Raw genomic sequence first — 13,044 nt, 5'->3', positions numbered from 1 at the left:
GGTAGCCGGCGAGGTCGGCACCGGGGCGACGACGGCCGCGGTGGTGTCGGACCGTACCGTGATGCCCTCCAACAGGATGGCGGCCCCAGGCCACCCGGCTCCTGGGCCTCGTCATGGACGGCTTGCGCGTGGGGGCTCCTGCTCGCTGAGGGGCTTGCTGAGGGGCTCGCTGAGGGCGGGAGCGATGTTCTTGTTGTGGCGGAGCAGATTCCGCGGATCCCACACCGCCTTGATCTCGGCGAGCCGCCGGTACTTGGCCTCACTTCCGTACACGCTGCGGCGCCAGGCCTCGCCCTGGTCCTCCGTGAGGTTGATGTAGGCGTTGGGGAGGGTGTGCGGCCGCATGGCGAGCGCGGTCGCGTCGGCCCATGCGTCGAAGGGCGCGTCGTGCTCCGGCTCCGTCCACACGGTGGCGGTCTCCCAGAGCCAGGACGCGCCGGCACGGGAGAAGGCGGTGGCGTCCTCGTCGACGTCCTCGGAGATCGCGCCGCCCAGCGACCAGACGTTGAGCGCGGTGATCGTCCCCGGGAGGTCCGGTGCGGCGGCCACGCGCTCGACCAGCGTCTCGATCGCGGACTTTGTGAGCGAAGCGAGATAGCCGCCGCGCGCACCGGCGCGCCGTCCGTAGGGGGCGGTCGCGTCCAGCATGCTGTTCGTCTTGAGCCAGGTGGTGCGCCGCACCGTGTCGGCGACGGGGGTGCCCAGTGCGGCGAGCCTTCCGATGGTCTCCTCCGCGTCCGCGAAGTCGCCGGTGTGGACCGGAATGAGGATCAGGATCAGCTTGCCGTGTGCTTCCTCGGGCAGTGCGGGGAGCGGTGGCGCGAAGGTGAGCGCGGTCGCCAGTCCGAGTTCGCGAGGGGCCTCGGCCATGAAGGCGGGCAGTTGGGCCAGGACGGCCGCGGCCTGGTCGCCGGGGAAGATGATCTGCCCGGAGACGACGTCCGGGCCCAGGGGGTGGGCGCGGTACTCGAAGGCGGTGACGACGCCGAAGTTGCCGCCGCCCCCGCGCAGCGCCCAGAACAGGTCCGGGTTCTCCTTCTCGTCCGCGCGGACCTTCCGGCCGTCGACGGTGATCATCTCGCAGGCGAGCAGGTTGTCGACAGTGGCGCCGAAGCGGCGCATGAGGTGGCCGATGCCGCCGCCGAGGGTCAGTCCGGCGACGCCGGTGGTGGTGACGGTGCCGGACGGCACCACCAGGCCGTGTTCCTGCGCGGCCGCGTCCAGTTCGCCGAGCAGGACGCCGGCCTGGGCCCGCACGGTGCGGGTGTCCGGGTCGACGGTGATCTCGCGCATGCCGGACAGGTCGAGGACGAGGGCGCCGCCCGGCATGGCGTGGCCGTCGGAGCCGTGGCCGCCGCCGCGCACCGCTATGGGCAGGTCGCGCGCTGATGCGTAACGCAGGGCGGTGGCGACGTCCTCCTCGTCGGCGCAGCGGGCGATCAGTGCGGGGCCGGTGTCGGCGGCCCGGCCGTTGAAGACGACCCTGGCCTGGTCGTAGCCGTCCTCGCCGGGGCGCAGGACGGCGCCGCGGAAGTCGGCCGGGAAGTCGTCGTGGGTGGGGAATGCGGGGGATGTGGGGGTCGAGCCGGTCGGGCTCATGCGTGTCTCCCTGAAGTCGGGCAGTCCGCGTCCGCGGGCAGCTCCGGCGGCTAACCGGAAATTGATTTTCCGGTACTGGTCCGGGAGCGTAACATCCCAGGCCATGAACGAAGTCGTCCCCTCCGGCGCCCGCCCGCAGCGGGCCGACGCGCGCGAGAACGTCCGGCAGATCCTGCGGGCGGCCCGCGCCGTCTTCGCCGACCGCGGCTACGAGGTGTCCATCGAGGAGGTCGCCCGCCGCTCCGGTCTCGGCATGGGCACGATCTACCGGCACTTCCCCAACAAACGTGCCCTCGTCGAGGAGGTCGCGATCGGTCATATGCGGGAAACCTCGGAGGTCGTCGCCCGCGCCCTGACCGAGGAACCGGACACCTGGTCCGCCTTCACTCGCGTGATGCGCTACATGGCCGAGGTCCGCAGCAGCCAGATGTTCCCCGTCTCCCGCAGGCGCACGACGGAGTCCGGCCCGGCCCTCGTCGCCGCGCGCGACGCGCTGCTGGCCGACCTGGACGGCCTGGTGGCACGGGCCCAACGGGAGGGGTCTCTTCGGGCGGACGTGAACGCGTACGACCTGGTCCTGATGATGGTCTCCCTGCCCCCGCGGATCCCCGAGGACGGCGCCGGCGGCGGCCTCTCCGCCGACCTGACCGGCCGCCAGCTGTCCGTCCTCCTCGACGGCCTGCGCACCCCGAGTGCGGAGCGGCTGCCCGGCCCGGCCGCCACCCGCCCGGACCTGGACGAGTTCTTCCGCACGCGCTTCGGATTCTGATCGAGGCAATCCGTCGGGGCGGGCGAACCGTCCTCACACATACGCCCGGCACGACGGCGCCAGGCGTGCCCGTCGTCGTCTGGACCTGCGAGGCCCGGACGACGACGCGAGCCTCGTCCTTCTGCCGGCGCCGGCTGTCAGGCGCCGGTTCGGGACGGGGCCAGCCGGAGCACGGTGCCCTCGCCGTTGGCCGACAGGAGCAGGGAGCCTTCCGGGGCGACGGCGAGGCTGGCGAACCGCGTGGCCATCCCCGGCAGACCGCCGGCGAACAGCGCGGGTTGGGTGCGGGGGACGACGCCTGGGGGCGGTCCGACCGGCAGGTCCTCCGCGTCTGTCCTGCATTCCCCCGTGGTGAGGGAGATCGCCCGGAGCCTGCGGTGGCCGGTCTCCACCGTGAACAGTTCGTCACCCAGGACCGCCAGCCCCTGCGGCGCACCGAGCCCGTCCGCGACGGTCACCGTCTCCCCGTCGTCGATGCGGCACACCACCCCGAGCCGGTCGTCACTCACATAGCAGCGTCCCTCCCCGTCGAAGGCCACGTCTACGGGGTGGTCGAGCCCCTCGGCGAGCGGGGTGAGGGTGCCGCTGTCGTCGATGGCCACGACCCGGCCGGCGCCCGCCTCGGCGACGACGAGCGAGCCGTCCGGCCCCACGGCGATACCCAGGGGCTGCTTCAGCCCGGTCGCCCGGGTCCGCGTGGTCCTGTGCGCCGGGTCGTAGGTGTGGACGTCGCCGTACTGCGAGGTGAGGTGCAGCAACTCGCCGTCGGCAGTGATCCCGTGGGAAAAGCACAGGAAGGCAAATGTGGTCACGCCGCCCGGCTCGGCACCGTCCGAGCAGCCGCGCGGATCGCCTTCGCGGGAGATCTCGCGGGAGGCAGCGGGGCTCGCCAGCCGGTAGTGGTCGGCCGCGTAGACCGTGCCGCCCGGATCGACCGTCACCCCGTAGGGGCCATCGAGCCCGCGCGGCACGATCTCGCGGGTCCTGCCGTCGGAGTGCAGTTCCATGATGCCGCCGCTGGCGTAGCTGGAGACGAACATCCTGTTCTCCGTGTCGAACGCCGCGTTGTCCAGGCCCACCACACCGCTGTGGACGAGCGCCCGAGACCCGGCACCGTGCACGTCGATCCGGGTCACGATTCCTTCCACCCCCCGCGACAGGACATGCAGGACACCGCCCTGGTCGAAGCGGACCGCGACCGGCTGGTGCACCTCCTCCGCGACCACCTCGGGCGTACCGCCGTCCGGGGGAATCCGCCAGACCTGGCCGCTGAGCATGTGCGGATAGTACAGATGGCCGTCCGGGCCGAGCTGCATCGCGTTGCCCATGGCCAGCCCCTCGGTGAGCACCACCGGGCCACCGCCGCCCGGAAAGAGTTCCATCAGGCGGCCGTTGGGCTTCATCTCGTTGACGAAGAGCCGGTCGCCGATGCAGGTGATGCCGTTGGGGTTGGTGACCTCGTCGGAGACGAGGGTGTACTCCCCCTCGGGGCTGCGGCGCCACACCCGGCCGGGGATCAGGTCGGTGATGTACATCGAACCGTCCGCCCCGAAAGCGAGGTCGTCCGGTGACTGGACCGGGCTGTCCATCGGCACGATCACCTCGACGTCCCCGGTGGCCGGGTCGACGGCGCTGATCTGCCCGGCGAGGAACTGGGCGACGTACAGCCGCCCGTCGGGGCCGAAGGCGACACCGTTGGAACCCCACAGCCGGTTGGGCTGGTTGAGCCGCTTCACCTCCCAACGGCTGCTTGTGGCACGGGCGCGGCCGGTCTCGTCGAACCGGCTGGGTGACACCATCGCGTCTTGACGCACTTTCTCGGAGCTCCCGGTCTTCACTCGGCCTCGTTGAGGACGTCGTTCATCCGGCTGTCCGTACGCCAGCGCCGCAGCAGTTCGTGGAACGCGATCGGGCCGTCGCCGTAGGACTCGCTCCGCTTACGGGGTTCGCCCTCGTTGTTGTAGTAGCCAGGAGTGCATTCGGCATGGAATTTCTGGAGGTCCGCCGCCTTCTGGCGGATCGTCGCCACCCATTGGTCCTGCGCCGTGACGGTCGGCTCGACGTACCGGGCCCGACGCTTGCGCGCCTCGGCGACGACCTCGGCGACATGGAGCGCCTGCTCGTCGAGGACGTGGACGAAGTTGACGGCGCTGGCGTTCTGAAGCGGTCCGAGCTGGAAGAGGTTGGGGAAGCCGTGGCTGTAGAACCCGTGGAGCGTCCTCGGCCCCTCCTTCCAGGAGTCCAGGAGGGACACCCCGCGCCTGCCGTACACCGGGAGCTTCCCGGACATGACCCCCGAGACACCGACGTCGAAACCGGTCGCGAAGACGATGCAGTCGACGTCGTACTCCACCCCGCAGACCACGACCGCGCTCTCGGTGATCCGTTCCACGCCATGGGTGTCGACCGTGTCGACCAGGGTGACATTGGGTCGGTTGAAGGTCTGGAGATACGTGTCACTGAACGTGGGCCGCTTGCACATGTAGCGGTACCAGGGTTTGAGCTTCTCCGCCGTTTCCGGGTCTTCCACGAGAACGTCCACCCGGGCGCGCAACTCGTTCATCTTCTGGAAGTCGGCGATCTCGTAGGCGCGTTCCCGTTCCTCGGGCGGGATGTGCGCATAGCTGTTGGTCGGGATCATCTTCTCGTAGAGCCGGGCACTGCTGGTCCAGGCGTCGTTCACCAGGTCCTCGTCGGCCCGCACGCCCGTGACGACCTTGAGGAAGTTCTCCATGCGCCGCCGCTGCCAGCCCGGCTGAAGCGACGTGGCCCACTCCGGGTCGGTGGGCCGGTTGTCGCGCACATCCACCGAGGACGGCGTGCGCTGGAACACGTAGAGGTGGTGCGCGTCGGCCCCGAGGTGCGGCACCACCTGGATGGCGGTCGCACCGGTACCGATGAGGGCCACGCGCTTGTCGGCGAGCTTGTCCAGGCCGCCGCTCGCGCTTCCTCCGGTATAGGCGTAGTCCCAACGGCTGGTGTGGAACGTGTGCCCCTTAAAGCTTTCGATCCCGGGTATGCCGGGAAGTTTGGCCTGGCTGAGCGTTCCGCTGGCGACCGTCACAAAGCGCGCCCGCATCTCGTCACCACGGTCGGTGGAGACGATCCACTCCGACTCGGCATCGTCCCAGCGCAGTTCGGTGGCCTGAGTCTGGAAACAGACGTCGTCGTAGAGGTGGAAGCGCCGCGCGATCGCCCGGGCGTGCTGCCGGATCTCCTCTCCCGGTGCGTACTTCCACTTCGGGACGTATCCGACCTCCTCCAACAGCGGCAGGTAGATGTACGACTCGATGTCGCAGTGGATGCCCGGGTAGCGGTTCCAGTACCACGTGCCGCCGAAGTCGCCGCCCTTCTCGATCACCCGGATCGACTCCACGCCGGCCTGACGCAGCCGCGCCGCGGCGAGCAGGCCGCCGAAGCCGCCGCCGATGACCAGCGCCTCGACCCGGTCGCGCAAGGGTGCGCGGGTGAACTCCGCATCGGCGTGGGGATCGTCGTCGAAGTAGCCGAACGCGCCGGTGACGCCCTGGTACTGGGCCTTGCCGTCGGGGCGGATCCGGCGGTCACGCTCGGCGCGGTAGCGGGTTCGCAACTCCTCGGGGTCGAAGCCCAGTTCCTCCGGATCGGCGGGGGCGAAGCCGGATGGTGTGGGGGGAGTGGACATCAAGGTTCCCGTCCTTCTTCTTGAAGCGGTGGGGAGGGCAAGCAGGTGCCCCGAGGCCGTCGAGGTGCAGTCAACCCAGTGCACCCTGATCAGTCAATCGACTGATTTAAATTTAGCCAAGATGCCGATCGACTGTCCGGGGCCGTGGAGCGGTACGGGCGCGCGGAGGTCAGGAAGACGCGCGCACCACAAGGCGCGGCACGATCACCGTCTCCCGCGTCCCGACGCCGGTCATCTGCGCGGCGACCTGCTGCACCGCGGCCCGGCCGAGAAGTTCCTTGTCGACCAGCAGGGTGGTCAGCGGTGGGTCCACCAGCCGACTGAGGGTCAGCCCGTCGCAGCCGACGAACGCGCAGTCCTCCGGCACGCTCACGCCGCGGTCGCGGGCGCGGCGCATGGCGCCGATGGCGATCAGGTCGTTGTACGCGAGGACGGCCGTCGCCCCGAAGGCGGTGTCCAGCACGTCGTCCATGGCCGCCGCCCCACCGTCGAGGGAGTTGACCGCCGGGAACACCCAACCCTCATCGGCGGGCAGCCCGAGTTCCGTGGCGGCCTGGAGGAACAGCGAGTGCCGGGTGCCGCGGTCGCCGGCGTCCGGGCGCCCGCGGTCGTCGAGCATCGCGATCCGACGGTGGCCGCGCTCGACGAGGTGGCCCACCGCCTGGCGCATGCCGGTGGCGAAGTCGATGCGTCCCCCGCTCACCGCCGGCGGCCGCTGCTCGTTGTCGAGCAGCACGAAGGGCATGCCGGAGCGACGGATGAGCTCGATGGCGCCGGGGTCGAGCAGGAAGGCGACACAGGCGTCCACGTGGTCCACCACGGTCTCGGCCACGGCGGTCTCGCGTTCCAGGGCGGACCCGGTGCTGTAGACGGCGACCTGCCAGCCGCGCTCGTCGGCCGCCGCCAGCACGCCGGAGACCACCTCGGGGAAGAAGGGGTTGAGCACGTCCGCGATGACAAGGCCCAGCGTGGTGAGCCCCGGGCCGACCATGCCGCGGGCGAACCGGCTGGGACGGTAGCCCATGGCCTGGGCGACCTGTAGCACACGCTGCCGCGTGGCGGGGTCGATCTCCGGTTTGTCGTTGACCGCGCGGGAGACGGTCTGCCGGGACACGCCGGCCGAGCGCGCCACGTCGTCAATGGTGATGCGGCGCGTCCTGGTGTTCGCGGGCACGGCCCCACCCCTCTCCCACGGCGCGGACGTGGCAAGCGAGAACGCTCACGTGAACGCTCCCGCCTTGATAATCACCCGGCGGCGACGGGCGTCAACGGAAGGCATGCCCGTAACATCCCGCCGTCACACGCATATTGACACAGCGGCCAGGTGGGCCGGACAGTGCTCCATGAACGCTCACGGGAACGTTCACGGAGGACAGGACATGCCCACGCTGAGGATCCCGCTCCGCCCCGTCCATAACCCTGCCGCCCGCGCCGCCCGCGCCGCGCGCTCCCGGTGGCGCACCCTGTGCGCGGCACTCGTACTCGCCCTGGCCGTCGGCCTCCTCGCCGCCCCCGCGGCCGACGCCGAGGTCCAGCACCCGCGGCAGGAGTGGCTGCGCGAGTCCACCGCCGGTCTCTTCCTGCACTGGGGTATGTTCACCCACCCCCGCCACCTCGACTGCGCAGAATGGGAGCGCGATGTCACCGAGGGCGGCTGGAGCGCCGACTACTGGGTGGACGAGGCGCGCAAGCTCGGCGCTTCGTACATCGTGCTGGCGACCTTCCACAGCAGGCTGGGCTACGCCCGCCCCTGGCCTTCGAAGATCCCCGGCAGCTGCGCCCCCCAGCGTGACCTGCTCGGCGAACTCGTCGCCGCCGGCAAGGCCAAGGGCGTGCGCATCATCCTCTACATGACCGACGACCCGCAGTGGCACAACGAGCAGGGCACCGAGACGCTGGATTCGGCCGCCTACTCCGCGTACAAGGGCCAGAAGGTCGACCTGACCACACGCCGCGGGTTCGGCATGTTCAGCTACGACCTGTTCTTCGAGGTCATGGAGAACTACCCGGACCTGTCGGGCTTCTGGATCGACAACGACAACGAGTACTGGGAGGAGCGCGGTCTCTACGAGCAGATCCGCGAGCGCCGGCCGTCCTGGCTGCTGAGCAACAACAACGAGGACACGCCGGTCATGGACACGGTCAGCAATGAGCAGAAGACCGGCATGACCCCCGGGTACGACTACCCCGCCGCCGTGACCGTTCCCATGCCGCGGCTGACCGAGGCCGACTACAAGCTGCCGACCACCGGCGACTGGTGGTACGACGGCGGCGACCACCAGGTCGACGCCCGGCTCAGCACCGGCCGCTACATCACCAACGCCGGCTCCTCCATCAAATCGCTCATGGCCGAGACGCCGATGGTGAACGGCGAACTGCCGCCGCAGCAGGAGGAGTTCAACGACTTCATGGGCAGGTGGGTCGAGCCCGTCCGGGAGTCGGTGTACGGCGTCGAGGGCGGCGGCTACATGTACGGCGGCATGCAGCCCGGCTTCTGGAACGACGGCGCCCACGGCGTGGTCACCGTGGGCCGGGGCGAGGACGGCGACCGCACCCAGTACGTGCACGTGGTCACGCGGCCGCGGACCGACATGGTGCGGCTGCGCGACAACGGCTACAGCGTGCGCCGCGTCACCGACCTGCGCACCGGCAAGACGATGCGCTTCAGCCAGTCCGGCGGCCACCTGTCGATCCTCGGCATCCGCGACTGGGATCCGTACGACACCGTGTTCAAGGTCGAGACCGACGGCCGCCGGCCCTACTACAAGCAGTCCGGCGTCGACGCCACCGCCTCGGCCGCGCGGGCCGGTCACCCGGCGGCCGACCTCGCCGACGGGAACCACGAGACCTACTGGGACAGCGACGGCGAGCTGCCCGTCTCCGTCACGCTGGACCTCGGCGCGCGCAGGCACGCCACGGCGCTGGCGGTGAACCAGCGCGAGTGGTCCCCGACGCACGCGCGGTCGTCCTTCGGCCGCCCCGAAGACTCCGCGCGCATCAAGGACTACCGCGTCTACGCCAGTGGCGACGGCAAGCGTTGGACACAGGTGCGCGCGGGGGCGCTGCGCAGCGCCCGCGGGGTGCAGACCATCGACATCGGCGACCGCGACGCCCGCTATCTGAAGCTGGAGGTGCGCAGCCTGTGGGGCGGCCCGCAGGCGCCGGAGTTCTTCAAGCAGCTGCGCATCGACGATATCCAGGTGGCGTACGGCCGCCCGAAGCCCACCCGTACTCCGCTGCCGCTGGAGGCCGAAGCACGGGAGAACCGGCTGTCGGGCGCGGCCCGCTCCGCCGAGTGCGGCGCCTGCTCCGGCGGCCGGCTCGTCGACGGCCTCGGCGCAGGGCCACGCAACTCCGTGACGTACCGCGACGTCCACGCCCCCGAGGACGGCGACTACCGGCTCCAGCTCGACCACACCGCGGCGGCCCCCTCCTCCCTGTCCGTGAGCGTCAACGGCGCGGCACCGGTCGAGGTCCCCGTCGTCGCGAACAACCCCGACAGGGCAGGAGGGGCGCCGGAGAGCACGGCGGTCTCCGTGCCGCTCAAGGCCGGCGTCAACACCGTACGGGTCTTCAGCACGGCCGCCCGCGGCCCCGGCCTCGACCGGATCGCGGTCGCCCCCCTGCCCCCGGCGTCGTACACGCCCAAGACCACGCTCACCGTCCGGCCCCACGGCCTGCAGTGGGTCGGCCCCGGCCAGCGGTCGATCACCGTCACGGCGACGCTCCGGCTCGACGACGACGAGCAACTCGACGACGTCGGCCTCGCCCCGCGGCTGCCGGCCGGCTGGACCGCGGACGGCGGCCCGGTCACGGCCCGGTCGCTGCGGCTCGGCCAGACACTGAAGGGCAGCTGGACCCTCACCTCCCCACCCGGCCAGGACACCGGCTCGGCGGACATCCCCGTCACGGCGGACTTCACGCTGCTCGGCCGGCAGAAGTCCGTCTCGGACCCCGTCCGGGTGCGGCCGCTGCCCGCCGGCCGGATCTGGGCGCGCGAGGCGGAGGACTCGGCCAACCAGCTCGGCAGCACGGGCATCACCGGCTGCGGACCCTGCTCCGGGGCCGAGAAGGTGCGCAACATCGGCGGCAGCGAGCAGGCGGCCGTGCTCTTCCCCGACGTCGTCGTCCCCGACGGCGGGGAGCGCACGCTCCACCTCGACTACACGGTCAACGGCACCCGCTCGTTCGACGTGAGCGTCAATGGCGGCCCGCCGACCGAGGTGACGGTGACCGACATCGGGAACACCACCCCGCGCACGACCTCCATCCCCGTCACCCTGAAACCCGGCACCAACACGATCAAGATCTCCAACGACACCGAGTCCGCCCCGGACCTCGACCGGATCTCCCTCGGCTAGCCCGTGTGCTGACCAAGGTCGCGGAACAGTCCTGGAACACCGACGATGCCGAGGAGTCAGGCCATGCACCCGAGACCTTCCCGCCGCTCCGCGCTGCGCACCGGCGGTCTGCTGGCGGCAGGCGCGCTGCTTCCCCAGCTGCCCGCGGGGCGCGCATACGCGGCTGCCCCGTACACCGGGGCGTGGCGCCCGGTACCGAAGATCCTGGCCCGGATCAGGCCACCCGCCTTCCCCCGCCGGACCTTCAGGATCACCGACTACGGTGCGGTCGGCGACGGGCGGACCATGAACACCGAGGCATTCCGGGCAGCCATCGCCGCCTGCCACCGCGCCGGTGGCGGCCACGTCCTCGTCCCCGAAGGCCGCTACCTCACCGGTGCGATCCACCTGCGCAGCCATGTGGACCTGCACGTCACCGCGGGCGCCACCATCGCCTTCAGCCCCGATCCGCGCGACTTCCTGCCGGTGGTGTTCACCCGCTGGGAGGGCACCGAGTGCTACAACTACTCGCCCTTCATCTACGCGTACGGCGAGCAGGACGTGGCGGTCACCGGTCCCGGCACGCTCGACGGGCAGGCCCGGCTCGGACCGTGGGAGAGCTGGTACCGCACCAGCGGACTCCAGGGGCCCGACCAGAGCCTGCTGCGCCGGATGGGCTCCACGGGTGTGCCGGTGGCCGAGCGGGTCTTCGGCGACGGCCACTACCTGCGGCCGAAGATGGTGCAGTTCTACCGCTGCCGCAACGTCCTGGTCAGCGGCCTGACCATCGTCGACCCGCCGATGTGGACCGTGCACCCCGTGCTGTCGACCAACGTCACCGTGCGCGACGTCACCGTGGACAGCACGCTCTACAACACCGACGGGTGCGACCCGGAGTGCTGCTCCGACGTGCTCGTCACCGGCTGTCGCTTCAACACCAACGACGACTGCGTCGCAGTCAAGTCCGGCCGCGACGAGGACGGCCACCGCGTCGGCGTGCCGAGCAGGAACATCATCGTGCGCGACTGCCAGTTCTCCGGCCGCTGGGGCGGGATGACGGTCGGCAGTGAGATGTCCGGCGGGGTGCACGACATCTTCGCCGAGAACTGCGAGATCAACCCGCCGGACTTCCCCGGCCGCTACCCCGTCAAGCACGCGCTGTACGTCAAGGCGAGCAAGAAGCGCGGCAGCTACATCGACGGCGTGCACATCCGGGATTTCACCGGGCAGGACGTGGAGCGCGACATCGTGTTCGTGAACATGAACTACAACGGTGGCGAGGGCGGGACACTGCCGGTGTCCGTGCGGAACATCCGTGTGGACCGGATGGACATCGACGGCGCCCCCGCCGTGCTGCAACTGGTCGGCCTGGAGACCGACCATCTGCGGGACGTCCGCCTCTCCCGCTCCACGTTCACCGGCATCCTCAAGCCCGACAGCATCGCCTACACCGACGAGCTCACCTTCCGACGGGTCTTCGTCAACGGCCAGGCGGTGCCGTGATCAGGCGTTGGCGGGCGTCCACCGGATCCGGGTGCCGCACAGGGACACCACGACCGCCGAAGCGGCCACGACGCCCAGGCCCCACACCAGACTGCTGGAGTTCGCCACGAAGCCGATGACCGGGGGACCGGCCAGCAGGCCGGTCGTTCCCATGGCGGCGACCAGAGCCAGGGCGTCCGGACCCTGCTTCGCCGCGGCGACATAGACACAGGGGGTCACGGCCGCGATGCCGAGGCCGACGCAGGAGAAGCCGATCAGGGCAGGGACCACACCGCCGCTCAGCAGGGCGAGGGCCAGCCCCGCCCCGGCCACGGCGCCTCCGAGGATCACGACGCGCCCGTCGCCCCAGCGGGCGCGCCAGCCGTCGGCGAAGAGCCGGGCCAGCACCATCATGCCCGAGACGACGGCGATCCCCAGGGGGGCGAGTTCCGCCGAGGCGTTGACGACGTCCGTCATGTAGAGGGCCGACCAGTCGTTGATGGCGCCCTCGGTGACCGTGCCGAAGACCATGGCGCAGCACATCCACAGCGTCATGCGGGTCGGCAGGGACCATCCGCCACGGCTCTTCGTCTCGTCCCGCTTCTCCTCGGCGGCCTCGTCCTCCGCCAGAAGCCCGGTCCGGGCGTAGGCGAACAGGAGCAGCAGGACGACCGCGGCCACGCCGAAGTGCACGGCCACCGCCGAGGTCACCGCGTTCACGCAGGAGGCCAGGAGGGCGGCGAGCAGCGAGCCGCCGCTGAACGTCGCGTGCAGTTTGGCCATGGCGTTGCGCCTGTGCCGGAGTTCGAGTGCGGCTCCCTGCGCGTTCATGGCGACGTTCAGACACCCCACGAGCACTCCGTCGCAGCACACGACCGCCAGGGCGACGGGATAGTTCGGTGCCACGGCCAGGGCGATGAGCAGCAGCGTCAGTCCCAGGGCCGACAGCAGCGCGAGGCGCTGTGAGCCCAGACGCCTCATCAACACCGATACGAGAGGGAACGACACGCTCGCGCCGACCCCCGCGGCCATCAGGAGGAAACCCACCTCCGCCGCCGTCAGGCCGAGATCGGCCTTGATGGCGGGGATGCGCGACGCCCAGGTGGCGTACTGGAAGCCGAGGGAGCAGAACAGCGCGGCGATCGCCAGTTGGCTCCGGTGGAAGGGATCTCGGACCCGCAACATGTGCT

General features: G+C 70.7%; 8 protein-coding genes. 3 read left to right on the top strand and 5 right to left on the bottom strand.

The annotated features are described in order from the left end of the window. Positions 1-111: 111 nt before the first annotated feature. A complete protein-coding gene (locus ACWY4P_RS03065; RefSeq protein ID WP_456208533.1) occupies positions 112-1,599 on the bottom strand; it encodes an FAD-binding oxidoreductase in 1,488 nt (495 codons plus the stop codon). 103 nt (positions 1,600-1,702) lie between these two features. Between ACWY4P_RS03065 and ACWY4P_RS03060 the strand changes: the two genes are divergently transcribed. After that, the gene (locus ACWY4P_RS03060) at positions 1,703-2,368 is read left to right on the top strand and encodes a TetR/AcrR family transcriptional regulator (RefSeq protein WP_456208532.1); all 666 of its coding nucleotides are present in this window, start codon (positions 1,703-1,705) and stop codon (positions 2,366-2,368) included. Between the two features lie 137 nt (positions 2,369-2,505). Here ACWY4P_RS03060 and ACWY4P_RS03055 read toward each other — a convergent pair whose 3' ends face one another. The 3 genes from ACWY4P_RS03055 to ACWY4P_RS03045 form a co-directional block, all read right to left on the bottom strand. Continuing rightward, positions 2,506-4,167, bottom strand: a complete 1,662-nt coding sequence (locus ACWY4P_RS03055; RefSeq protein ID WP_456212790.1) for a hypothetical protein — start codon at positions 4,165-4,167, stop codon at positions 2,506-2,508. Positions 4,168-4,202: 35 nt separating this feature from the next. After that, the gene (locus ACWY4P_RS03050; protein ID WP_456208531.1) at positions 4,203-6,032 is read right to left on the bottom strand and encodes a flavin-containing monooxygenase; all 1,830 of its coding nucleotides are present in this window, start codon (positions 6,030-6,032) and stop codon (positions 4,203-4,205) included. 169 nt (positions 6,033-6,201) lie between these two features. Further along, positions 6,202-7,206: a LacI family DNA-binding transcriptional regulator gene (locus tag ACWY4P_RS03045; protein ID WP_456208530.1), complete on the bottom strand. Its 1,005-nt coding sequence runs from the start codon at positions 7,204-7,206 to the stop codon at positions 6,202-6,204. Between the two features lie 205 nt (positions 7,207-7,411). Between ACWY4P_RS03045 and ACWY4P_RS03040 the strand changes: the two genes are divergently transcribed. After that, the gene (locus ACWY4P_RS03040) at positions 7,412-10,393 is read left to right on the top strand and encodes an alpha-L-fucosidase (protein ID WP_456208529.1); all 2,982 of its coding nucleotides are present in this window, start codon (positions 7,412-7,414) and stop codon (positions 10,391-10,393) included. Positions 10,394-10,456: 63 nt separating this feature from the next. Then, a complete protein-coding gene (locus ACWY4P_RS03035; RefSeq protein ID WP_456208528.1) occupies positions 10,457-11,875 on the top strand; it encodes a glycoside hydrolase family 28 protein in 1,419 nt (472 codons plus the stop codon). Here ACWY4P_RS03035 and ACWY4P_RS03030 read toward each other — a convergent pair whose 3' ends face one another. Beyond that, a complete protein-coding gene (locus ACWY4P_RS03030) occupies positions 11,876-13,039 on the bottom strand; it encodes an MFS transporter (RefSeq protein ID WP_456212789.1) in 1,164 nt (387 codons plus the stop codon). Positions 13,040-13,044: the final 5 nt, after the last annotated feature.

This window comes from Streptomyces sp. LZ34 (assembly GCF_053890475.1).
The sequence above is the reverse complement of the archived record's forward strand: the minus strand, read 5'-3'. Positions and strand labels throughout refer to the sequence as shown.

Excerpts from the sequence above, each read along its gene's own strand:
- ACWY4P_RS03065 (WP_456208533.1), bottom strand. The coding sequence starts at position 1,599 with ATGAGCCCGACCGGCTCGACCCCCACATCCCCCGCATTCCCCACCCAC.
- ACWY4P_RS03060 (WP_456208532.1), top strand. The coding sequence starts at position 1,703 with ATGAACGAAGTCGTCCCCTCCGGCGCCCGCCCGCAGCGGGCCGACGCG.
- ACWY4P_RS03055 (WP_456212790.1), bottom strand. The coding sequence starts at position 4,167 with ATGGTGTCACCCAGCCGGTTCGACGAGACCGGCCGCGCCCGTGCCACA.
- ACWY4P_RS03050 (WP_456208531.1), bottom strand. The coding sequence starts at position 6,032 with ATGTCCACTCCCCCCACACCATCCGGCTTCGCCCCCGCCGATCCGGAG.
- ACWY4P_RS03040 (WP_456208529.1), top strand. The coding sequence starts at position 7,412 with ATGCCCACGCTGAGGATCCCGCTCCGCCCCGTCCATAACCCTGCCGCC.
- ACWY4P_RS03035 (WP_456208528.1), top strand. The coding sequence starts at position 10,457 with ATGCACCCGAGACCTTCCCGCCGCTCCGCGCTGCGCACCGGCGGTCTG.
- ACWY4P_RS03030 (WP_456212789.1), bottom strand. The coding sequence starts at position 13,039 with ATGTTGCGGGTCCGAGATCCCTTCCACCGGAGCCAACTGGCGATCGCC.